Source organism: Desulfobacter hydrogenophilus, assembly GCF_004319545.1.
GTDB lineage: Bacteria > Desulfobacterota > Desulfobacteria > Desulfobacterales > Desulfobacteraceae > Desulfobacter > Desulfobacter hydrogenophilus.
The window spans coordinates 1-20,651 of record NZ_CP036313.1; the positions used below are offsets into that span (position 1 = coordinate 1).

The following is a 20,651-nucleotide window of genomic DNA, read 5'->3' on the forward strand; positions in this document are numbered from 1 at the left end:
ACATTACCGGCAACCTCCCCAAAAAAACCTAACCCCCTTTTTTTACAAAGGCTTTCTATCTGGAAATTGATATTTCATCAGACCGCTTCAAAGGGACTTTAAACCGAACCAATTTAAAAGAACATGTTTGGCACGGAACCTGCTGAACAAAAAAACGAAAAATGCTGAGGCCCCTTAGATACATAAATAGATCTCAGGTAGAAATAAACAAATACGTAGTTTAATCTGATATCAAAAAAGGAGAAAAAACATGGAACAACAAAACACAAACCCGCCCCTTCTTGGTGATGAATTTCCGGAAATGAATGTGGCCACCACCCATGGTCCCATGAGTCTACCCAATGATATGAAAGGGAAATGGTTTGTTCTTTTCAGCCATCCGGCTGATTTCACCCCGGTTTGCACCACTGAATTTGCAGATTTTCAGAGCCGTGTTGCCCAGTTTGAAAAAATGGGGGTAAAGCTGATCGGCATGTCTGTGGACCAAATATTCAGCCATATTAAATGGGTTGAATGGATCAAGGAAAACCTTGATATCGAAATTACATTTCCCGTGATTGCGGCCAACGACTCAGTGGCAAACAAGTTGGGCATGCTGCATCCAGGTAAGGGCTCCAATACGGTGAGGGCGGTGTTTGTGGTTGATCCTGAAAGCAAAGTGCGCTTGCTCCTGTATTATCCCCAGGAAATCGGACGGAATATGGATGAAATTGTCCGGGCCACAAAGGCGTTGATTACTTCGGATCAAAACGGGGTGGCCATGCCTGCCAACTGGCCGGAGAATGAACTTCTCAAAGACCGGGTCATTATTCCGCCGCCACAGTCACAACAGGATGCGGCGCAACGGATGAGTCAATACGAAGGATACGACTGGTGGTTCTGTCACAAAGCGCTCTAATCCTACGTTAAATAAAATATAGCACCAGGCCCGGAAAATCTATTTTTCCGGGCCTTCCTGCGATATCAATGTATCATTATCAACAAGTTGAAATTATATCAGCTTAACAAGTTATTTACTTCAAAAGGAGGCCTGCTCCATGTATTTTAACCAAATTTCAGTAAAAGGTCTTGGGTGCCAGTCCTATTGCATTGGCTGCCCTGCCGCACAACAAATGATGGTCGTGGATCCCAAAAGGGACATTCAGGACTATCTGGACATTGCTTACCAGGAAGGTATGCGCATCACCCATATTGTCAATACACACCTTCATGCAGACCATATTTCAGGCGACCAGGAGTTAAGCGCAGCTACCGGCGCGGATATTTATATTAATGACAGTGTAGAAATCAGTTATGCCCATAAGGGTATTGAACCAGGCGATGTTTTCACCCTTGGGGCGGCAAAGGTGGAAGTGCTGCACACACCGGGTCATACGCCCAATTCCATTTCCCTAGTCGTCACGGACACAGGACGTTCCGATAAACCGGAAATGATTCTGACCGGAGATCTGCTGTTTGTGGGGGATATTGGACGGCCCGACCTTCCTGGTGCCGAAATCCTGGATGAACAGGTTGAGAACCTTTACAACAGCCTGTACAAAACCCTTGCAGCCTATCCCGACTACCTTGAAGTCTATCCCGCCCATGGAGAAGGGTCTCTTTGCGGCAGGGGCATGAGCTCAAAAAAGAGTTCCACGCTGGGATATGAACGCAGCGCAAACCCCATGCTGCAGTTTGATTCCTTTGAGGCTTTTAAAGAAAACATTATGTCTGCCTTCCCGGCCCGGCCCAAAAGCTTTTCATATATCATTTCCACCAATAGAAAAGGCGCAGACCTACTGGATGCATGCACCCTGGACAAACGACTGACACCCGACCAGTTCCAGGAATTGATGGAAGAGGAAACCACATTGGTCATGGACACCCGGGACAGTGCTGCATATGGTGGATTCCACATTCCCGGCAGCATCAACATCGGGTTTGAAAAGCAATTGGCTAACTGGGTGGGGATGGTGATTGATCCGGGCACTGAACTGCTATTGGTGGTGGAAAACCGGGATGCGTACGACCGGATGCTCACCGAACTTCACCGTATAGGCTATGATACAGTCCTAGGATATCTTTCAGGCGGTATAAATGAATGGCTCATGAGTGGCAGACCTGTGGATCAGCTGGCCCAGATTTCTCCCTTGCAGCTTCACAAAAAAAATGGTCCGGATGGCCCCTTAATTCTGGATGTCCGTACCATGGCAGAGTGGAATAACGGTCATATTGAACACGCCATTCACTTTCCTTTGACCGATATTTTAGATCATAAAATGCCCAAAGCAGATAAAGACCGGGAGATAGTTTTGCAATGCGGCAGCGGATACCGGGCCAATATTGCAGCCAGTTTTCTTAAAGACCAGGGATTTACCAATATAAAATCACAGGCAGGCGGCATATTTGCCTGGCACAACGCGAATCTGCCCTTAGTGTAATAATCTAAACTTTTTTCGGGTTCATGATCAACATTTAAGCACCACAGATAGGCAAAATTTTGATCATGAACTTTGATCCGAATAACAAATTTCAAGCAACACCTTACCCTTGGTTGTACGAAAGGGGATACCTACGACATGACTACCGGCCTCGGTATGTAAAATTTCCTCGGTTTGACCGGTCACAACCCTTACGAATTTAACTTTTACTTTTTTTCCCAATTCCCCAATTTTTGTTGTCACATGTCCGGCAACCATGTTGCTGATCTCACCAACTGCATCGGTAATTTCTTCATTAATTTCGGTCATTTCCTCGCCAAACATAGCCGATACAATGCCTAATATACTTTTTTTGGTAAAAGAAATCGCAACGGTTGCTTCCAAATCTCCCTCAACCGTCAAAAGCCCTGAAATATCGCCATGATGAACGGTATCTCTCTTTAAAAAAGGCGGCTCTGGCTTTACTTTTACTAGAGCAGTGGTGTCAAGAATGTGTAAAGTTCCTTCAATGAAAGGATTGACAAGCGCTACATCCATTTTTACCTCCTAGTTTTCAAACATTTTATGCTGTCCAGAGAAAACAGGCAACCAATTTTTAATAAAACCGAATAAATACTTGACACACGCGGCTCAACGACGTAACGTAGCCAGAAAAGCTGAATGAAAATATTTTCACTAAAAATATACTTTTAACTTAAATATTTCCTAACAAACCCCAAAAAAAGGAGTGAGCACGATGAACAAAGGCGATTTAATTAACAAGGTTTCAGAAGTTCTCAGCAGTAAAAAAGACGCTCAGGCAGCTGTTGACTGCATGATTGAAACAATCACTGATGCGCTGGCTTCTAATGACTCTGTTACCTTGGTGGGTTTTGGCACATTCAAAACCGCTGAGAGAAAAGAGAGGAAAGGCAGAAACCCCCAGACAGGAAAAGAAATCAATATTCCGGCCAGAAATGTTCCCAAATTCGTACCCGGAAAAGCACTTAAAGACGCTGTAAAGTAATTTATATTACACAGGCATCAATCAGGCAGCATTGACGGGGGAGTCAATACTGCCTGATTAAATTGTAGGGCATGGAATTTGACGTCAAAAAAATATTTTTCCCTTCGGTGGGAGTAAATCTGGTATTTAACATAAATACCGATTTTCCCATTTCAAAAGCCTCTATTATTTATGATGCTGATTATAAAAAACAAACCATCACCCTTGCCCAACCAAGTATTCCTGTAACCCAAAACACACCGTTTGAACAGCTTCACCTGACAACGCTTGTTTATATTAAGCAACGCAGGCTCCGGATAGGAATCCGTTGCAAGCCGACCCAGTTTACCAGCAACTATCCCATGGCCGACGGTACCCCGGTAAAAGCATTTGTGGTGCAATACCGGCTACCAGCCATCGAAACTAATATACGGTCCGCATTCAGGCTTCTAATGACCAACAGGTATGCGGTAAAGGGTAAAATAGTCTATAATAAACAGGAATACCGAACACCGGGTGATTTCAAAATAAAGGACATCTCTTTTTCAGGTTTAGGTCTTGTCATACTTGAAAAAAAAGGGCAGCGCCCGTCCCCCTTGTCTGCGCTGAAAGTCGGTACAAAGATGATCATGGGGCTTGCGTTAGTGGATCGTGACCAACCGGGCGCTAAAAAAACTGTACCCGTTCAAATTCAGGTTGCGCGAATAAACATTAATTATTCAGAAATCCATACATTGATCGGCCTGAAGATCACTAACATTACCAGAGAGGATGAAGAGGTGCTAAACCTGTTCATCCACACTGCCCAGATAGAGGAATTAAAACGCATCAGCAAAAAAAGATAATTGACCCTGAATATGGACTTTAAGCCACTTTAAAAGATCTTTCTGGCCAGAATCAAAGGACTGCATTGTTTCTGTTTCAATTTTTTCAAGCTCGTCAAGCGCCTTGGCACAGGTCAATTTGACATCCGCCTTGTACCCTTTGATAGATTCCTCCGGATCACTCCCACAAAGGCATTTTAAATGCGCACAGAACTCAGGGGCACAACCCGGATTTTCATTGAAATTGCGCACAAGGATTCTTTGGGCCAGCATCCGCACCCTGTCACTTTGAAAGCCCTGGGCAATCTGACATCTGTTTTTTTCTTCTGCTTTATGAAAAATCGCGATCTCTTTTTTATCTTGAAATGAAAAGAACCCGCTCTGATACAAATCCGCATCGGGATCTATATCAGGCACCTGGGGATATTTGAAATTCTGATGAAAACTGACCGTTTTATCAAAACCGGACATGTTCTGTTTTATAAAATCAAGATTCCGTATACACACTGTACGCGATCCAGGTGAAAGTTTTTCCCAAAAACGATCCAGAACAGGCAAAATAAACAATTGATCACCCGGCTTTTTTCGTATTGTAATGAGATCATATACGCCAAAGGCCTCATCTATCCGGTCAAACAACCTGTCCTTATCCAAACGAATCCACAGGCTTTGATTTTTATAAGGAACAGATCCACCCACATAAACCACTGGGGCCATATAGTTGCAGTCTGCACCAAATGAGACTGATACCATAAGGGCTAAATCCATTCCGTACGCCTGAGATAATTTCGAACTCTGAAGACTGTTCATGCGTTTAAGATCATCATTCTTGTCGAAAAAACTTTGGACATACGACCAGATTCTGCTGTATTTTGAAAACGCCTCTGCAAGACCAACAACAGATTCAACATCACTCATGGCTTCATGAGCCCTACCCGAAGTCTTAAATTTATTTTGCCGGGTTAAATGCTCAAGTTTCATGGTTGGCTGCCCATTTTCAAGCACAGGCCAGGAAAGCGCCTGGGCACAGAAAAGATAATATATCAATGTAATCGGCAACATATCCATCCGGCTGCACCCGTTAGCAAACTGATGCGAATACGGATCCAATAGATTACGATAAAAAAGGAAACGTAAAAATTCGTCATCAAATCCAAGGGAATTATACCCTATGCTGATGGTCTGTGGCGTATTCAAAAGTCCATGAATTTTCAAGGCTGCATCATATTCACAGATACCGGTCTCAAGTATTTGAGCATCAAGTTTGTGCGTAAGAAACGCCCATGGAGAGGGGACGATATCCTTCCTGAGACGAATGACAATATCCTCTCTGCCGATCTCATTTAAAGACAGATCCGTGCGAATGCACGCAAAGGTCAGTACCTGGTCAAAGGCTGGATTCAGCCCGGAAGTTTCGATATCATAGAATAAAAGTGTTTGCATTGATTATATAAGGGATGAATCCAATACGTTAAAACTCAAAAAAGGGAAGCAAATATAAATTTGCTTCCCTTTGATATTTTTTGAATACGTAAAATGAGATAGTGTATTTTATCTCTTTGAGAACTGGAAGCTTGCTCTTGCTCCCTTTTGACCGTATTTTTTACGCTCTTTCTGTCTAGCGTCCCTGGTAATAAAACCTGCAGATTTCAAAACACCACGCAGATCCGGATCGGATAAAACAAGCGCTTTGGAAACGCCGTGACGAATTGCGCCTGCCTGACCGCTAGCCCCACCGCCCATCACAGTTATTTTAATATCAAAGGCATCGCTTTTATCAGTGAGAGTAAGAGGAGAAATCAACACATTCCTGTTTACCGGGATATCAAAATACTCATCCAATGCCCTATCATTAACAACAATCTTTCCTGTACCAGGCATAAGCCACACTTTGGCCACAGAATTCTTCCGCTTACCTGTTGCGTAAAATTGGTTTGCACTTTCCATTTATTCTATCAAGTCCTTATGTATTAGAATTCAACAACCTGAGGCTTCTGGGCAGCGTGGGGATGCTGATCGCCTGCATAAACAAATAACTTTTTCCCAAGTTTACGGCCCAGTCTGTTTTTTGGAAGCATCCCGCGAACAGCCTTTTTTAAAACATTTTCGGGGTTTTTCCCAAGCATCTCTTTAGCCGTCTGGGATTTAATTCCCCCGATATAACCAGAATGACGGTAATAGGTTTTCTGTCCCATTTTATTTCCGGTCAAACGTACCTTGTCCGCATTGACAACAATCACCCAGTCACCAGTGTCCACATGGGGGGTGAAAAGTGTGTTATGTTTACCCCGGATTCTATACGCTATCTGGGAAGCAAGCCGCCCAAGCACTTGGTCTTTTGCATCAATAATGCACCAGTTTTCTTTGTTGTCAGATCTTTTCGCACTGTATGTATATTTTTCCAATGTTCTCCATGCTCCTCTAAATAAACGCAATCAGGTATAACTATAGAACTTCGCTTTTAAAGTCAAGCGTTTTTATAATTCTATCTGTTTTTCCTCTTTCTGCTTTGATCCGCCCTCCTTTGAAAAAAACGAGCTCTCTTTCTTGGCAGGCGCCATTTTGCTGGATGTCTTACAGGAGATATCCGCATTAAGCACTCCGCCGTTTTCCACAATCAGGTCCTGGCATACAACTTTTCCTGCACAGGAACCGGTGGCCAGAATAATCAACTCTTTAGAGGCGATCAACTCTCCTTTAAAGCTGCCACCAATGATCAGACTAGAGACCTTTGTCAAAGTTGAGTGAACCTCGCCATCCTGGGCAATAATTACAACATCTCCATCAATTGTGCCCTTTACCTCTCCTTTGATGATAAGTTTTCCACAACTTTCTATGGAGCCGTCAATCTTGAGTTCCTTATCAATGATGCTTAAATTTTTCGTATTTTTTCTCACAACGCCGGCCTCCTTACAAAGCACGTAAAATTTAAAAATCCGTATCAATCATGTTTATTTTTTTCAATGTCAAAGGTGGTCTTAAATAACAATTTTTCGGTTTCGTCAAATATAAATACGGAAGCATCGGAAAAATCCTGCAGCGGCGTCTTGGTGTTGATGGTGAGCTGAATAGGTTTAAACCGGGAAATAGAAAAATAATGACCTTGTTTATAGGGACCGGGAACACCGTTTTTCATAATTGAGGATTTGGGTATCACCACCCATTTATCAGGTGTGGCACCTTTGGGTCTGAGTACCCAGAAAATCCGACCGGATATTTCCTTGGAATTTTCTGTAGTATTCCTGACATTAAACCGAACAATGAGCTCATGGGCATCCCTGCCCGATGAAAGCGAAAACGATCCAATGCTTACGTTAGACAACGCGTCAGGGAATTGCTCTACTGACTGGTCAGCGCGTTCACCGGATTGAGCCGGACTTGATGCTGAATTGTTATCATCCAACCCAACACGATCACCTTTACCGATTTTCGAATCAGGCGTTGTCCCTGTAGGCAAAAATTCAGCGCCATCCAATTTCCCCTTCATGCCTGAGCGTTGTTCTTGCTTGGGAGGGTCCTGACCAATCTTTCCGTGACGGGTCAATGCTTCAAGTTCAACTGCATTACCCGTCACCACCAACCTGGCCATGAGAATTTCTTTTTCACTGGTCAAACGGTCTACTTTTTTTTCAAAAACGTCCTGGGAATTCTTTAATTGGATATTCTGATTGTTCACTTTGGAATAGAGCCGATAAAATACAACGGTACCCAGTCCCCCTATCAAGCTGATTACCAAAAAAAAATAAACAAAAACTTTCAAAAAAGCCCCGGATCGCATTTCACCGAAATCATTAATGATCAAGATACTATTTTCCTTGCGCATTTTATGCGGCGCAGGTTTTATTTGGGCTATTTCCCTTTCCAGTTCTCTCGAAATATCTTCCATTCCCCATCCTGTCTGACAAGTTTAAGCCGTTTTCTGCCCTCACCAATTTATTCTGTTGACTCATCCTGAAAAAGCGTTCTTGAAGCTGCCAGCAACGGTGGCTCACCGGAGTTAAAAGCTTTATCTTTTGTCTGGAAAATATCTCCTATAATAAGGGACGCGACAGTTCCCTGACGAATAAAAAATTGCCGTTTACCAAGGAAGTAGAATCAATCTGTTCAACAATAATCAAGGGCGTGGCGTCCAGGTGAATGAAATCAGAGAGGGCAATGATATTTTTATTTTCCAGGGCAACGCACCCATTTGAATCCGTGGGTTTCAAAGGCTTGTCTGTTCCGTGAATCCATACGGCGGAACCCTGCTTGCCAAGGCGCAGATCCAGATAATTAGAATGGCATTTTCATTTTCAGGTATCCGGATCAAAGCCCCCGGCACTGATGCCGCGAGGGCCGCCATTCCCGGATAAAGCCATACCAGACAGACGGTTATAATCATTACGCCCATGGGCATTGTTAATTTCGTTTTGTCGATCATTACCCTCTTTTTTCTAAATTCAAATGCCGGTACGCATTTTCCGATGCTCTTCTGCCGCTGGAAGTGCGCAGCGCAAGGCCGATTTTCAATAAATAGGGTTCCACCACATCCACCAAAGTATCAGTCTCCTCCTGCAGGGTCGCTGAAATGGCTTCTATTCCAACAGGCCCGCCGTTGTAAAACCGAATAATCGTTTCAAGATAATTGCGATCCAAAGGAGTCAGACCCAGGTCATCAATGCCTTCTAAATACAGGGCCTCCTGAACGCCCTTCGCCGTCATAAGTCCCTGATGCCTGACCATGGCATAATCCCGGACACGCTTGAGAAGCCGGTTGGCAATTCTAGGGGTTCCCCGTGATCTTTTAGCAAGTTCCAAAGCGCCGTCATCTGTGATACGCGTCTTCAAAAGCATGGCCGATCGCTGAATAATCACTGTCAACTCTTCAAAAGAATAAAAATCAAGGGTACGAAATATGCCAAAGCGGTCTCTTAACGGCGCGGACAAAAGTCCCACCCGGGTGGTTGCCCCGATGAGTACAAACTGTTTAAGCCGGTACCGGTGGCTTCTGGCATGGATTCCCTTGTCAAAGACAAAATCCACGGCAAAATCCTCCATGGCCGGATAAAGAAACTCTTCCACCACTTTTGGAATCCTATGAATTTCGTCAACAAAGAGGATATCTCCCTCCCCCAGATTGGTCAGAATACCCACAAGATCTCCACCTTTTTCCAGGGTTGGGCCGGAGGTAACGGTCAAATCTTTTCCCATTTCATTTGCAATAATGTAGGACACCGTTGTTTTCCCAAGCCCCGGAGGGCCGTGCAACAAAATATGATCTAAAGGTTCCCCTCGCATTTTTGCCGCCTGGATGGCGATCTTGAGTGTTTCCACGGCTGCGGTCTGTCCCACATAATCATCAAAGCACCCGGGACGAAGGGAAACAATCTCCTGGGAATGGTCTTCGATTTTCAGCTTTTCTGAAACCACGCCCTTTTTATCTGAACTATAGCTTAAAATGTCGCCGTCAACCGTCATCTGGTCTCCTGATAAATTTCGTCAAACAGGTCTTCAGGGGAACTGATGCCTGGATTTTTTTCAAGGGCTTGTTTAATCATTCTTCTTGCCGATGACCCAGAATGCCCAAGCTGTTCAGTGAGGACCTCAGTCACCTGACTGACCATGAGCTGCTTTTCTTCAGGCAGAAAATCTGTTGGTTCGGTTGGCCCAGGGTCCGGTTCAGGGCTTTGGGTTGCAGCAAACGCTAAAACCTTTCCGTTAAGGGTGGCCACAATTTTTTCTGCTGTTCTTTTTCCGATACCTGTCAACTGTGACAAAAAGACCGTATCACGGTCTTCAATGGCTCGGGCCACCTGGGGCACCGGTCTTGTCAACGCCTTTATTGCCTTCATGGGCCCGATGGCGGCCACGGTGATGAACAACTGAAAAAAATCCTTATCATCCGGAGTCAAAAATCCGATGAGCACGGGCTTAGGTTGCCGATCAGTCACATGATAATAAATATACAGCGCAATTGTTTCATTCGCCTGGGATTTTTCCATGCACATAGACAACGTAATGGTGTCCAAAAGGATCTCATAACCGATATGGCCAGCCAGCAGGATGATGCCATCCGCCTCTTTACTAAGAATTTTTCCCTCAAGATATGCGATCATATTTAAATCCTTGCCCCCCAATCCCCCCCATATCGGAAAAGCCCGGTCAATGCCATTCCCAACGCATCCGAAGCGTGAAAAGGACGAATGGGCTCATGGTGATTTAATAAGTGGCGCACGGCACGTTCCACCTGACGCTTATCCGCACCGCCGTTTCCCGAAATCACCTTTTTAACTTCCCTGACAGCCACCTCGCGAATCTGCACATCCGCCTTGAAAGCCGCTAAAATCAGCACCCCTGAGACTTTGCCCAGCATGATACCCGATCCCGGATATTTTTCAAGGGAGTAAATGTCTTCAATAACAACCAGATCCGGCTGTTGTTCAAGTAGAAAGGACTTGGTTTTACGATAAATTTTGTCCAGCCTCACCGGCGTGGATTCACCGGCATCTGTGGAGATGCTGCCAAAGGAATATCCTGCAATATGACGCCCCTGTCCCTCAATGACTCCGATGCCGGTTCCGGCAAGGCCGGGATCAATGCCTATGATTTTCATATTCTATTTTCACAACCAAAGGAAAACGCAATCAGTTGAGATTTTTAAGCTTTTCCTTAGCATACTTGGCTTCCTGGGAATTGGGATACCGGGTGATCAACTCTTTGAGAATCAGTCTGGCATTGGCCTTTTCACCAAGGGCTACAAATGCATATCCCTGCTTAAGCCGGGCGGCCGCATTTTTATTTGAATCTGGATAATTTTCAAGCACTTTCTGATATTCCAGAATGGCCTTTTCATACCATTTTTCAGCATAATAAGAATCGGCAATCCAGAATCTTGCATTGTCAGCGTTTTTGGAATCCGGGTATTTGTTGATAAAATTCTCAAACTGAATTTTTGCGCTTTCCAAGTCGCCCTGGTCAAACAATTTTTTCGCATAGCTGTATAAACCGTCCTCGGAATTTTGCATCTCACTGGGCACCGGGTCATTCTTCCGGGCAGGCGATCCTGACACACTAGGCTCAAACCCCATATATTTTTCCAGGGCAATCACCTTCTCATAATTCTTGGAAATGGCATTATCCAGACGCTCCAACCGTTTTTCCAAACTTTCCTGACGTTCCTGCCCAGTTATACCGAACTTGTAACGCACCTCTTCAAGTTGCCCCTGAATGCTGTGAAAGTCGTCCTTTAGCGACTGAAGATCATACTTCACCTCAGCATAATTCTCACGGGTGTTTTTGGAAAACTCATCCACCTGTTGTTTAAGGTGCTCAAGGTCATCGGTATTTGTCTGAGCAAGCACATTCCGGCGGCTGTTATTCTGTTCCATAACCGCCACCCGGGTCTCCAGAGCCTGATACTGACTGGGTGCCACGCAGCCCGCTAGTAAAACCATGGCTGTAAGGCAGGGATAAAAGCACAAAGGTTTCATTTGATACGAAGTCCGAAAATAGTTAAAGGAGATATGGGTATAGACAGGCAATTCCGTCTGTCTATACCCGCCAAACGTATAAGAAGACATCCCCAAGAGGGTTATCTTGCCTATACCGCCGGTCTTCTACCTGAATATAAATTGTGCCCGTCTGTTTATGCGATAAGCCGCTTCTGTGGATGCCGGATCCAGAGGTTTTTCTTCTCCATAGCTGACCGTCCCCAGACGATGGGCTGAAACACCTAAATCCACAAGATAATTTTGGGCTGCGTTGGCGCGTCTTTCCCCCAAGGCCAGATTGTAAACCGTGGTACCACGCTCGTCACAATGACCTTCAATCATAACGGTCTCAGAGGGATTGGCCTGCAGCCAAGCCGCTTTTTCCCGCAGCAGGTCCTTAGCCTGATCGCTAAGTTCAGCACTGTCATAGTCAAATAAAATGTTCTGATTCAGGAAACGGGATTCAGCTTCGGCAATCTGGGCTTGCCGCTGATCGTCCAGTTGCTGGGCTTTGATTCTGTCAGCCTCAAGCCGAGCAGCTCGTTCAGCCTCAAGACGGGCCGCTCTTTCAGCATCTGTCTCCTCACTTTGCCCCTGGTATACATTACCAGGATCAGCCACCTGTGGTTTTGAACAGGCGACCATGGTTAAAAGTCCTACAACCATTACTGCCATCATAACATTCATCAACAATTGTTTTTTCATCGTACTTCTCCTTTTTTGATTTACCTTAACGATCTTGCTTATATTTCCTAATCAGTTCAAAAACCAGTGTCACCGGACCAATCCGGTTCACTCTGTAGGCCGGGCATGGAAAGAAGTCGGCGCTGATCCGTACCGGCCGCGGTCATGACAAATAAATTTGCTCTTCCGCCGTTCCTCTTGGATTTAAAGACGATCAGGGTGCCGTCCGGTGACCAACAAGGATCTTCATTATCGCCCTGTTCTGCGGTCAACTGCACCGGATTACCGATATGCGGATAAACAGATATCACAAAAATATTAATTTTATTTTTTTCAATCCCCACATAAGCAATCTTTTTTCCGTCCGGGGACCATGCCGGGCTGGTATTATATCTTCCAGTGAATGTTACGCGCTGCGCCTCTTCCGAATCCAGCCCTTGAATATAAATCTGTGGATTGCCGGACCGGGATGAGGTAAAGGCGATCATTCTACCGTCCGGGGAAAATTTAGGTGACACATTGGATCCCCAGCTCTTGGTCACTCTTTTAATAATTTCTCCTTTACGGGTCAACAAATATATTTCCTGATCTCCTGAAAAACTTAACGTTGCCGCCAGATTAAGCTTTCCAGGCATCCAGTCCGGAGAAATATTAATCCCTTTATAATTAACAATGGCTCCCAAGTTCTCCCTAAGATTTTTTATAAAAATATCAGGTTTTCCCTTGGCATAGGAGACGTAAGCCAGCCATTGACCGTCATGGGACCAGGCAGGAGACAACGAAATACTTTTATGATGGGTGATCTGTCGGGGGTTAAATCCGTCAAAGTCGCAAGAATAGATTTCTTTATTACCATTGACGGTGGAAACAAAGGCAATTTTTGATCCAAAAACCCCAAAATTTCCAGTCAGCGCTTTGGCAACTTCCGCACAAAACCGATGAACCATCGCCCGGATCTGGGTAGTCGGCCCGCTGTATATTTTCCCAACTAAAAGCTTTGTATTAAAGGTATCCATAAGGCGAAGCTGCAATTTAACCTGGCCGTCAAGCTCTTCTACGCCTCCTGTAACCAAAAGTTCAGCCCCGATGCCTGTCCAATCCTTGAAATTTATCTGCCCCAGTTGGATGCCTGATTCCCCAGGATTGGATAAAAAGGCAGTTGGGTCCATAATTTTCAGATATCCTGTGAAATCAAGCCCTGCTTTCAGAATCTGTTCAGCCTGAGCGCCTGCAGCAACCTCAGCTTCATGGCCACTGAAAGCCTTGAACGAGGTCACCGCAACAGGCGTTTTGTTTAAAAAGGGATTTGAAATGCTGATATAATCATAATCCTTTGCCAGGGCCTGGACAGCCAGGAGAAATATACTTGCCCATATCCAGACCATGGGGTTCAGCACACACAAAAATTTGCCTTGTTTCATTTGACCACCTGTTTATATTTGATTTCCACAAAAACTATTTAGTGATAGTGTCCGTCCAGAAATAAGATGTCTTGTTCAAGTTCAAGGCGGATGAAAATTTTAACCACAGGCATATACAACATATTCCGAGGATTAAAATTTTCATCCAACGAAGGAATTGGACAAAAAAGCTATTTCTGGATGGGCACTATTTAAGGCCCCGGGGGGAAAACCCGAGCACCAATTCATAGGAGAACATCCCTTTGGGCAATTCCGGCAGGGGATTTGCCCTTTGTACTGCCTTTTTAGCAGAGTCATCAAGATAATTGTTTCCGGACCGGGTCTCAAATGAAATATCCCGGATATCACCGCTTTTTAATATTTTTATAAAAATTCTGACTTCAAGATCCTGATCAAGTCCGGCCATGGCATCATTGAAAATCCAATTCTGCTCAATGGCAGACTTGATTATCATCTGATACAGCGTCAAGGGACTGGCTTCTCCGGCACCCCCGCCGCCTGTAGCACCAGCAACCTTATTGCCGTTGGGATTTGTACCCTGGGCACCATTTTCTTTTGAGGCGACCGAGGCCTTCATCCGTTCCAGGGCGTTTTTAAGCTGAGCCTGCCTGTGTTCTTCACTCTTTTGAGCCTGCTCTTTTTTGGTCTTTGCCAACTCTTGTTCTAACTTTTTCTTGGTTTTTTCTTCTTGTTTACTTTTCTTTTCAACAGAATTTTCTTTTGGCGGCTTTTTTGGGGGTGGTTCCTTTTCTCGGGCTGCGATCAAATTTTTAAGGTTATGGGGCTTTGACTTCAAACTGACCTCAGGTTTGATTATCGGTATTTCTGCTTTCTTGGGTTCAGTGGGCTGGGAAGGCCTTTGTGAAACAGCATCAGGGCTCACACTGTCTGCCTTGTCAGGCGTCGGTTCACCAGGCATCGATAATTTTTCCGAAGTGGGAGCATTGACAGGTCCGGGAGCAAACGCAACCAAATCCACAGTAATAACTTTGGGCTTGGGTGCGGAAAACTGAAAATCATGCAAAAAATACAGGCTGATAAAAAAAAGCGCATGGCAAATCAGGGATACCAGGCAAACCAGAAAGAACCTTCCAGGGCCGGTGCTTTGGAGCTCGCTGGCAACGCTTCGCCTATTTTGGATTTGAGACCGAATATTCATCTTACGCCATTAACCAGCCGGGGTCTCATCCTCAGGCAGGGTGATCATGCCAAGGCTGGTAACACCGGCTTTTTTAATTTGGGACATGATATTGACCACCACACCATAGGGCACTTTTTTATCCGCCTTCAGGTAAACATTTTTCTTATCCAGATTCTCCATGACAGCTTCAAGCTTTTCTGCCAGAAACGCGGCGCTGATCTCCTGCTCATTAATATACACTTTCATATCAGCATCAATGGAGATGATCAGATTCTGCTCATCCGTGGGCAATGATTCCGAAGTTGCTGTGGGGAGCTCAACGTCCACACCCTGAACCATCATGGGTGCCGTGACCATAAAAATTATCAATAAAACCAGCATGACATCCACAAACGGCGTCACATTGATTTCAGACATCAAGGGGTCATTTCCTGATCCAAGCTGCATTTATGCCTCCAGCTTTTTAAAAACATCCCGTTCAATAATATTCAAAAGATCTGAAGAAAAACTTTGAAGTTCTGAATTCAGCACCCGTATACGGTCATTGAAGTAATTATATGCAATAACCGATGGAATGGCCACGGCAAGGCCGGCCGCCGTAGCCACTAAGGCCTCGGAAATACCGGGTGCCACAACGGCAAGACTGGCAGACCCTGAAAGCCCGATCCCCTGGAAGGTGCTCATGATACCCCACACCGTACCGAATAGGCCGATAAAAGGGGCAGTATTACCGGCTGTTGCCAGAAAGGACACCAACTGAACCAACCGCCGGTTTTCCACATTAATGGCCCGATTAAGCGTGCGGTTGACACTTCCCATGGTCTGAAGGGTCGATCCGGCATTTTTCTTTGCGGCAAGATTTTCCTTATTCTCAGTCCTTGAAGCCTCCATGTAAGCGGCAATAAAAATTCGGGCCAGGGGACTGGAGCGAAGCGCCTTGGCCTTGGAAAAGGCATCGGCCAGGGTCCGGCATTGCCAAAACACTTCGGTAAAATAAGCCGAATCTCTGAATGCCGTTCTAACATACCGAAATTTTATGAATATGATAGACCAGGAGATAATAGAAAAAAACAGCAGCAGCAACATGATAAACTTTACAACTGGCCCGGCATTGGTAAGCATATATAACAGGCCGACTGATTCAGTGGTCATAAATTCTTCCTTAAACTATATTGGCACCTTGGGAAATATATCAGATAAAAATACATAAATCTACATGGTGTTTGGGCACAAGCTCACCCATCTGCGATTAAATAATAAAAGCCCCTTTGCCTTGGACAAAGGGGCTTAATATTACTAAATCACATCATAACCGAACAAGCCGGCTTCATGTATCACAGGCAGAATTGATTACATCATACCAGGCATTCCACCGCCCATACCGCCCATGCCGCCGCCCATTCCACCAGGCATACCACCACCTGCATTTTCTTCAGGCTTTTCAGCAATCATGGCTTCGGTAGTCAGCATAACAGAGGCAACAGAGGCTGCGTTCTGCAGGGCAAATCGAACCACTTTCTTAGGATCAATAACACCAGCTTCAATAAGGTCTTCGTATACGTCGGTTCTGGCGTTGTACCCAAATGCACCGTCCGCCTCTTTAACTTTATTGATGACAACAGACCCTTCAACACCTGCGTTGTCAGCAATCTTGCGCAGGGGCCATTCAATGGCCTTGGCAATAACATTAACACCCAGTTTTTCTTCACCGTCCACATCAAGGGAATCAAGGGAAGGAATGCATCTAACCAGGGCCACACCGCCGCCAGGAACAATGCCTTCTTCAACAGCTGCACGAGTTGCATTTAACGCATCTTCCACGCGGGCTTTCTTTTCTTTCATTTCAGTTTCAGTGGCAGCACCGACATTAATTACAGCCACACCGCCGACCAGTTTAGCCAGACGTTCCTGCAGTTTTTCACGGTCATAATCAGAAGAAGTTTCATCAATTTGGGCACGAATTTGTTTTACGCGGCCTTCAAGGGCTTCTCTGGCTCCGGCACCGTCAACAATAGTGGTATTATCTTTGTCAATGGTGATTGTCTTGGCCTGGCCAAGATCCTGAAGAGTAATATTTTCCAGTTTGATGCCGATATCTTCGGAAACAACCTGACCGCCGGTGAGGATAGCAATATCTTCCAGCATGGCCTTTCTTCTATCACCAAAACCGGGCGCTTTCACAGCAGCCACATTCAGGGTGCCGCGCAGTTTATTAACAACCAGAGTAGCCAAGGCTTCGCCTTCTACGTCCTCTGCAACGATAACAAGGGGCTTACCTGTTTTTGCAATCTCTTCCAGAACAGGAAGCAAATCTTTCATCGAGGCTACTTTTTTATCGCAGATCAGGACAAAAGGATTTTCCAGGTAAGCAACCATTTTTTCTGTATCGGTTGCGAAATAGGGAGAAAGATATCCGCGGTCAAACTGCATACCTTCAACAACATCAAGGGTGGTATCCATGGATTTGGCTTCTTCAACGGTGATAACACCTTCTTTACCCACTTTATCCATGGCTTCAGCAATGATGTTACCAATGGTTTCATCATTGTTGGCGGAGATGGTGCCGACCTGGGCGATTTCGTTCTGATCTTTGGTAGGTTTAGCAAAAGACTCAAGGGTTTCAATGACCTTGGCAACCGCCTTGTCAATACCTCTTTTGATTCCCATGGGGTTGTTGCCGGCAACAACCAGACGCTGACCTTCTTCGTAAATTGCCCGGGCAAGGACAGTGGCGGTGGTGGTACCGTCACCAGCCATATCAGATGTTTTTGAAGATACCTCTTTAACCATCTGGGCACCCATGTTTTCAAACTTATCTTCGAGGTCGATCTCTTTGGCAACAGTTACGCCGTCTTTGGTAACAGTGGGAGAGCCCCAGGATTTATCAATAACAACGTTTCTTCCTTTGGGACCAAGGGTAACAGTTACTGCGTCAGCAAGCGCCTGGACGCCTTTGAGCATAGCTTCACGTGCTTTGGCATCGTACTTAATTTCTTTAGCCATTGTATTTTATCTCCGTCAATTTATTTCATTAAATTCTATTGAAGTCTGTATTAACTTAAGCCTAACACCCTGAAATAAAAAATACGTTTCAGGGTTTAACAAACATTAGTCAACAACGCCCAGGACATCGTCCTGGCGCATAATCAGATAATCAATTCCGTCAACTTTGACTTCCGTACCACCGTATTTACTGAACAATACGCGATCACCAACTTTCACGTCCATGGGAAGAAGCTTTCCGTCTTCGCCCATACGCCCGTTACCGGTTGCAACCACTTTACCTTCAGCAGGTTTTTCCTTTGCTGTGTCCGGGATAATGATACCGCCTTTGGTTTTTTCATTTTCTTCAACACGTTCAACAAGAATTCTGTCGCTCAATGGTCTGAAACTCATGATACAATTCTCCTTTAATTATTAAAGTTAGGCATTAAATTTTATTTTTGAATTAAGTCAATTTGTTAAGCAAATCATCATCTACTTAGAATCTGATGTAGAATCTGACTTTTCTGACTTTTCTGACTTTTCTGATTTTGCGGATGATTGTTCATTAGGCGTAGAACCTGTCTTGGTTCCACCGTAATCCGTTACATACCATCCGGATCCTTTAAGGTGAAAGGTGCTTTGGGAAATAATCTTTTTTAGTTTACCATTGCACCTGGGACAAACTTCCAAGGGGGACTCCGAAATTTTCTGAAAAACCTCTTCTATATGTCCGCACCCACTACATTGGTACTCGTAAACCGGCATTTTTGTTTTTCCTTCCTCTAAATTGCTGAAACCGCTTATTTTGCGGGACTCCTTGCTTGAAAAACAAAACTAAAATAATAAGTCTTTTTTCCTTGTCAAGGATGTGCCCTTAAAATTTTTAAGGATATTCCTATTTAAATTTGTCAATACCATTTTGCATAAAATTCAAAAACTTGTAATATCCCAGACACAGTTTGGGGTGCAATAATATCGTGGGTAATTCCATGCACTTTTTTTTCTTCTTCCAAGGTCACCTCTGCTTCACAGGCGTTTTCATAGCGATGCTCAAACCTGGCAAACCGTACTACATGGACAAGCTCATGAACCAAGATATATAAAAGAAAAGGAGCAAGACAAATCTTAGATTGTTCTGCAATAAATGAAACAATCGCAGGATCCTGGATACAGACATGATAGAGGCTAAAAACCGAAGAGCATAGCGACCGGTCCTGATGACGACCTTCATACTTAAGCACCTGGGCAAAAGGGCCTTCTACCCGCTCATGGGGATCCAGATTTCTGGCCGTTTTAATATCATATCTATTTTTAAGCCATTGGGAGGATGACAACTTAAAATAATTGTATACCATCTCCTCGGCCCGCAGTGCTGCAGTAGCCACCTGTTCAAGTTCACTCTCATTAAAAAACCGTGCCATTTAAACGACTGCTCCATGCAACAAAAGAATGGACACTTAATTTAAAACTATGCTATAGTCAAAATTTAGCAAATAAAATGATCGTTTTACTAATTTAAAAGGAGGTGATTTTTTTGGGCAGCGTCATAAAGAAGAGAAGAAAAAAAATGCGCAAGCATAAACATAGAAAGCTCCTTGCCAAAACCAGGCATCAAAGAAAGAAAAAATAGGTTCTAAAGAAATTGGATTTGCCTTTTTCTTTCCTAAGCCCGTGGGGAGTATTGAGTTGTATCAACTCAGCTCAATACTCATATCCCACATATCCAAATCTCTTACTCTTAATCTGAACTTTGCTTAAAATACTTCATCAACTCTGAATCCGTTGACAAAATAACAGTACTGTCCTTTTCAAGCGTCTTTTCATACAGTTCCATACTCTTCACAAACGCATAAAATTCAGGATCCTGACCATATGCGGCTGAATAGATCCGAGTAGCCTTGGCATCAGCCTTACCCTTTATTTCCTGGGCCTGCTTATACGCCTGGGATCTGATAACCTGCAGATCTCGTTCTTTTTCTCCTCTGATATTGCTGGCCTCACCTTCACCTTCGGCCCTGAATTTTTCTGCAATCTGATTTCTTTCGGCAATCATCCGGTCATATACAGAACTGCGGACACTGTCGATATAATTAATTCTCTTAATCTTAACATCCACAACCTGAATTCCGAAATCCGTTAATTTTTCCCGGGCCTGTTTTTCTATCTGACGGGCAATTTCAGCCCGCCCTAAATCCACACGGTAACGAACCATCCGTTTAGGCGTTTCTTCACCGTCCTGGGCCCCCTGCTCCTGGATAGCATCAAACGTATCCATGGGGCGATCTGTGTTCCTCACACTTTCAACAAGCGAGTATGAGGAAATCAAATCACGCATGGCCGGATCAATAATATCGTCCAGCCTTTTAAGCCCAGAGAATTCATCTTTCACCGTCTGGAAATATACAATAGGATCACTGATCCGCCATCGGGCAAAGGCATCCACCCAGATATATGTTTTATCCTTTGTGGGAATCTGTCCCGGATCTCCGTCCCACTCAAGCAAATTTTTGGGGAAATAATTCACCTTCTGGATAAATGGAACTTTGAACTTTAATCCCGGTGTTTTCTTCGCATCACCCACAATACGTCCGAACTGGGTGATAACCACCTGTTCAGTTTCATCTATCACATAAGCAGAATTATATAGAACCAGAGCTGCAACGACTGCAACTGCGAGCAAAACGGCACTTACCCTTCCCATATTTTTATTTATACCTTCCAT

Annotated in this window: 27 protein-coding genes; 5 read left to right on the forward strand and 22 right to left on the reverse strand. The window is 44.5% G+C overall.

The window, feature by feature from the left end; genetic code table 11:
- The first annotated feature begins 250 nt into the window (after window positions 1–250).
- Window positions 251–898 carry a peroxiredoxin gene (locus EYB58_RS00005; RefSeq protein WP_111956559.1) on the forward strand — a complete coding sequence of 216 codons (648 nt, stop codon included), beginning with the start codon at window positions 251–253 and terminating at the stop codon, window positions 896–898.
- Window positions 899–1,037: 139 nt separating this feature from the next.
- Window positions 1,038–2,420 (forward strand): MBL fold metallo-hydrolase, encoded by a 1,383-nt coding sequence (locus tag EYB58_RS00010; RefSeq protein ID WP_111956561.1) that lies wholly within the window; start codon window positions 1,038–1,040, stop codon window positions 2,418–2,420.
- A gap of 63 nt (window positions 2,421–2,483) precedes the next feature.
- Here EYB58_RS00010 and EYB58_RS00015 read toward each other — a convergent pair whose 3' ends face one another.
- A complete protein-coding gene (locus EYB58_RS00015; protein WP_111956563.1) occupies window positions 2,484–2,957 on the reverse strand; it encodes a chemotaxis protein CheX in 474 nt (157 codons plus the stop codon).
- Window positions 2,958–3,156: 199 nt separating this feature from the next.
- On the opposite strand from EYB58_RS00015, the gene EYB58_RS00020 reads away from it, so the two are divergent.
- Complete coding sequence (locus tag EYB58_RS00020; RefSeq protein ID WP_111956565.1) at window positions 3,157–3,426, forward strand: HU family DNA-binding protein; 270 nt, start codon at window positions 3,157–3,159, stop codon at window positions 3,424–3,426.
- A 71-nt stretch (window positions 3,427–3,497) separates the two neighbouring features.
- Window positions 3,498–4,250, forward strand: a complete 753-nt coding sequence (locus EYB58_RS00025) for a PilZ domain-containing protein (protein ID WP_111956567.1) — start codon at window positions 3,498–3,500, stop codon at window positions 4,248–4,250.
- Here the strand turns inward: EYB58_RS00025 and EYB58_RS00030 are convergent.
- The 20 genes from EYB58_RS00030 to EYB58_RS00125 all read right to left on the reverse strand — a co-directional run bounded on the left by EYB58_RS00030 (window position 4,224) and on the right by EYB58_RS00125 (window position 19,350).
- Window positions 4,224–5,672 carry an exodeoxyribonuclease I gene (locus EYB58_RS00030; protein WP_111956569.1) on the reverse strand — a complete coding sequence of 483 codons (1,449 nt, stop codon included), beginning with the start codon at window positions 5,670–5,672 and terminating at the stop codon, window positions 4,224–4,226. The genes EYB58_RS00025 and EYB58_RS00030 overlap by 27 nt on opposite strands.
- A gap of 108 nt (window positions 5,673–5,780) precedes the next feature.
- Complete coding sequence (gene rpsI, locus EYB58_RS00035) at window positions 5,781–6,176, reverse strand: 30S ribosomal protein S9 (protein ID WP_111956571.1); 396 nt, start codon at window positions 6,174–6,176, stop codon at window positions 5,781–5,783.
- A 23-nt stretch (window positions 6,177–6,199) separates the two neighbouring features.
- Window positions 6,200–6,634 carry a 50S ribosomal protein L13 gene (gene rplM / locus EYB58_RS00040; RefSeq protein WP_111956573.1) on the reverse strand — a complete coding sequence of 145 codons (435 nt, stop codon included), beginning with the start codon at window positions 6,632–6,634 and terminating at the stop codon, window positions 6,200–6,202.
- A gap of 72 nt (window positions 6,635–6,706) precedes the next feature.
- A complete protein-coding gene (locus EYB58_RS00045) occupies window positions 6,707–7,126 on the reverse strand; it encodes a bactofilin family protein (protein ID WP_111956575.1) in 420 nt (139 codons plus the stop codon).
- 44 nt (window positions 7,127–7,170) lie between these two features.
- Window positions 7,171–8,115 (reverse strand): hypothetical protein, encoded by a 945-nt coding sequence (locus EYB58_RS00050; RefSeq protein WP_111956577.1) that lies wholly within the window; start codon window positions 8,113–8,115, stop codon window positions 7,171–7,173.
- A gap of 145 nt (window positions 8,116–8,260) precedes the next feature.
- Window positions 8,261–8,437 (reverse strand): L,D-transpeptidase, encoded by a 177-nt coding sequence (locus EYB58_RS00055; RefSeq protein ID WP_242637491.1) that lies wholly within the window; start codon window positions 8,435–8,437, stop codon window positions 8,261–8,263.
- Window positions 8,434–8,649 carry a hypothetical protein gene (locus tag EYB58_RS00060; protein ID WP_111956581.1) on the reverse strand — a complete coding sequence of 72 codons (216 nt, stop codon included), beginning with the start codon at window positions 8,647–8,649 and terminating at the stop codon, window positions 8,434–8,436. Before EYB58_RS00060 ends, EYB58_RS00055 begins: the two co-directional genes overlap by 4 nt.
- Window positions 8,649–9,686 (reverse strand): Holliday junction branch migration DNA helicase RuvB, encoded by a 1,038-nt coding sequence (gene ruvB, locus EYB58_RS00065; RefSeq protein WP_111956583.1) that lies wholly within the window; start codon window positions 9,684–9,686, stop codon window positions 8,649–8,651. Before ruvB ends, EYB58_RS00060 begins: the two co-directional genes overlap by 1 nt.
- Window positions 9,683–10,324 carry a Holliday junction branch migration protein RuvA gene (ruvA, locus tag EYB58_RS00070; RefSeq protein WP_111956585.1) on the reverse strand — a complete coding sequence of 214 codons (642 nt, stop codon included), beginning with the start codon at window positions 10,322–10,324 and terminating at the stop codon, window positions 9,683–9,685. Before ruvA ends, ruvB begins: the two co-directional genes overlap by 4 nt.
- Before the next feature lie 2 nt (window positions 10,325–10,326).
- The gene (locus EYB58_RS00075; protein WP_111956587.1) at window positions 10,327–10,821 is read right to left on the reverse strand and encodes a crossover junction endodeoxyribonuclease RuvC; all 495 of its coding nucleotides are present in this window, start codon (window positions 10,819–10,821) and stop codon (window positions 10,327–10,329) included.
- Between the two features lie 31 nt (window positions 10,822–10,852).
- Window positions 10,853–11,698, reverse strand: coding sequence for a tol-pal system protein YbgF (gene ybgF / locus EYB58_RS00080; RefSeq protein ID WP_111956589.1), 846 nt, complete (start codon window positions 11,696–11,698; stop codon window positions 10,853–10,855).
- A gap of 126 nt (window positions 11,699–11,824) precedes the next feature.
- Complete coding sequence (gene pal / locus EYB58_RS00085) at window positions 11,825–12,403, reverse strand: peptidoglycan-associated lipoprotein Pal (protein WP_111956591.1); 579 nt, start codon at window positions 12,401–12,403, stop codon at window positions 11,825–11,827.
- A 56-nt stretch (window positions 12,404–12,459) separates the two neighbouring features.
- Window positions 12,460–13,803 carry a Tol-Pal system beta propeller repeat protein TolB gene (gene tolB / locus EYB58_RS00090; protein WP_242637492.1) on the reverse strand — a complete coding sequence of 448 codons (1,344 nt, stop codon included), beginning with the start codon at window positions 13,801–13,803 and terminating at the stop codon, window positions 12,460–12,462.
- A 187-nt stretch (window positions 13,804–13,990) separates the two neighbouring features.
- Window positions 13,991–14,962 (reverse strand): cell envelope integrity protein TolA, encoded by a 972-nt coding sequence (gene tolA, locus EYB58_RS00095; RefSeq protein ID WP_111956593.1) that lies wholly within the window; start codon window positions 14,960–14,962, stop codon window positions 13,991–13,993.
- 9 nt (window positions 14,963–14,971) lie between these two features.
- A complete protein-coding gene (gene tolR, locus EYB58_RS00100) occupies window positions 14,972–15,391 on the reverse strand; it encodes a protein TolR (RefSeq protein WP_111956595.1) in 420 nt (139 codons plus the stop codon).
- Window positions 15,392–16,096: a protein TolQ gene (gene tolQ / locus EYB58_RS00105; RefSeq protein WP_111956597.1), complete on the reverse strand. Its 705-nt coding sequence runs from the start codon at window positions 16,094–16,096 to the stop codon at window positions 15,392–15,394.
- A gap of 198 nt (window positions 16,097–16,294) precedes the next feature.
- A complete protein-coding gene (gene groL, locus EYB58_RS00110) occupies window positions 16,295–17,947 on the reverse strand; it encodes a chaperonin GroEL (protein WP_111956599.1) in 1,653 nt (550 codons plus the stop codon).
- 105 nt (window positions 17,948–18,052) lie between these two features.
- On the reverse strand, window positions 18,053–18,340 hold the full coding sequence (gene groES, locus EYB58_RS00115) for a co-chaperone GroES (RefSeq protein ID WP_111956601.1): 288 nt from the start codon (window positions 18,338–18,340) through the stop codon (window positions 18,053–18,055).
- Window positions 18,341–18,421: 81 nt separating this feature from the next.
- Window positions 18,422–18,694, reverse strand: a complete 273-nt coding sequence (locus EYB58_RS00120) for an FmdB family zinc ribbon protein (protein ID WP_111956603.1) — start codon at window positions 18,692–18,694, stop codon at window positions 18,422–18,424.
- A 143-nt stretch (window positions 18,695–18,837) separates the two neighbouring features.
- Window positions 18,838–19,350 carry a hypothetical protein gene (locus tag EYB58_RS00125; RefSeq protein WP_111956605.1) on the reverse strand — a complete coding sequence of 171 codons (513 nt, stop codon included), beginning with the start codon at window positions 19,348–19,350 and terminating at the stop codon, window positions 18,838–18,840.
- Between the two features lie 104 nt (window positions 19,351–19,454).
- Between EYB58_RS00125 and EYB58_RS00130 the strand changes: the two genes are divergently transcribed.
- Entirely contained in the window at window positions 19,455–19,559 is a 105-nt protein-coding gene (locus tag EYB58_RS00130) for a 30S ribosomal protein bS22 (RefSeq protein ID WP_004074089.1), read from the forward strand.
- Between the two features lie 108 nt (window positions 19,560–19,667).
- Here EYB58_RS00130 and hflC read toward each other — a convergent pair whose 3' ends face one another.
- Window positions 19,668–20,651 (reverse strand): protease modulator HflC, encoded by a 984-nt coding sequence (gene hflC, locus EYB58_RS00135; protein WP_111956607.1) that lies wholly within the window; start codon window positions 20,649–20,651, stop codon window positions 19,668–19,670.

Coding starts and splice junctions, on each gene's coding strand:
- EYB58_RS00005 (WP_111956559.1), top strand. CDS start 251: ATGGAACAACAAAACACAAACCCGCCCCTTCTTGGTGATGAATTTCCG.
- EYB58_RS00010 (WP_111956561.1), top strand. CDS start 1,038: ATGTATTTTAACCAAATTTCAGTAAAAGGTCTTGGGTGCCAGTCCTAT.
- EYB58_RS00015 (WP_111956563.1), bottom strand. CDS start 2,957: ATGGATGTAGCGCTTGTCAATCCTTTCATTGAAGGAACTTTACACATT.
- EYB58_RS00020 (WP_111956565.1), top strand. CDS start 3,157: ATGAACAAAGGCGATTTAATTAACAAGGTTTCAGAAGTTCTCAGCAGT.
- EYB58_RS00025 (WP_111956567.1), top strand. CDS start 3,498: ATGGAATTTGACGTCAAAAAAATATTTTTCCCTTCGGTGGGAGTAAAT.
- EYB58_RS00030 (WP_111956569.1), bottom strand. CDS start 5,672: ATGCAAACACTTTTATTCTATGATATCGAAACTTCCGGGCTGAATCCA.
- rpsI (WP_111956571.1), bottom strand. CDS start 6,176: ATGGAAAGTGCAAACCAATTTTACGCAACAGGTAAGCGGAAGAATTCT.
- EYB58_RS00050 (WP_111956577.1), bottom strand. CDS start 8,115: ATGGAAGATATTTCGAGAGAACTGGAAAGGGAAATAGCCCAAATAAAA.
- EYB58_RS00060 (WP_111956581.1), bottom strand. CDS start 8,649: ATGATCGACAAAACGAAATTAACAATGCCCATGGGCGTAATGATTATA.
- ruvB (WP_111956583.1), bottom strand. CDS start 9,686: ATGACGGTTGACGGCGACATTTTAAGCTATAGTTCAGATAAAAAGGGC.
- ruvA (WP_111956585.1), bottom strand. CDS start 10,324: ATGATCGCATATCTTGAGGGAAAAATTCTTAGTAAAGAGGCGGATGGC.
- EYB58_RS00075 (WP_111956587.1), bottom strand. CDS start 10,821: ATGAAAATCATAGGCATTGATCCCGGCCTTGCCGGAACCGGCATCGGA.
- ybgF (WP_111956589.1), bottom strand. CDS start 11,698: ATGAAACCTTTGTGCTTTTATCCCTGCCTTACAGCCATGGTTTTACTA.
- pal (WP_111956591.1), bottom strand. CDS start 12,403: ATGAAAAAACAATTGTTGATGAATGTTATGATGGCAGTAATGGTTGTA.
- tolB (WP_242637492.1), bottom strand. CDS start 13,803: ATGAAACAAGGCAAATTTTTGTGTGTGCTGAACCCCATGGTCTGGATA.
- tolA (WP_111956593.1), bottom strand. CDS start 14,962: ATGAATATTCGGTCTCAAATCCAAAATAGGCGAAGCGTTGCCAGCGAG.
- tolR (WP_111956595.1), bottom strand. CDS start 15,391: ATGCAGCTTGGATCAGGAAATGACCCCTTGATGTCTGAAATCAATGTG.
- tolQ (WP_111956597.1), bottom strand. CDS start 16,096: ATGACCACTGAATCAGTCGGCCTGTTATATATGCTTACCAATGCCGGG.
- groL (WP_111956599.1), bottom strand. CDS start 17,947: ATGGCTAAAGAAATTAAGTACGATGCCAAAGCACGTGAAGCTATGCTC.
- groES (WP_111956601.1), bottom strand. CDS start 18,340: ATGAGTTTCAGACCATTGAGCGACAGAATTCTTGTTGAACGTGTTGAA.
- EYB58_RS00120 (WP_111956603.1), bottom strand. CDS start 18,694: ATGCCGGTTTACGAGTACCAATGTAGTGGGTGCGGACATATAGAAGAG.
- EYB58_RS00125 (WP_111956605.1), bottom strand. CDS start 19,350: ATGGCACGGTTTTTTAATGAGAGTGAACTTGAACAGGTGGCTACTGCA.
- hflC (WP_111956607.1), bottom strand. CDS start 20,651: ATGGAAGGTATAAATAAAAATATGGGAAGGGTAAGTGCCGTTTTGCTC.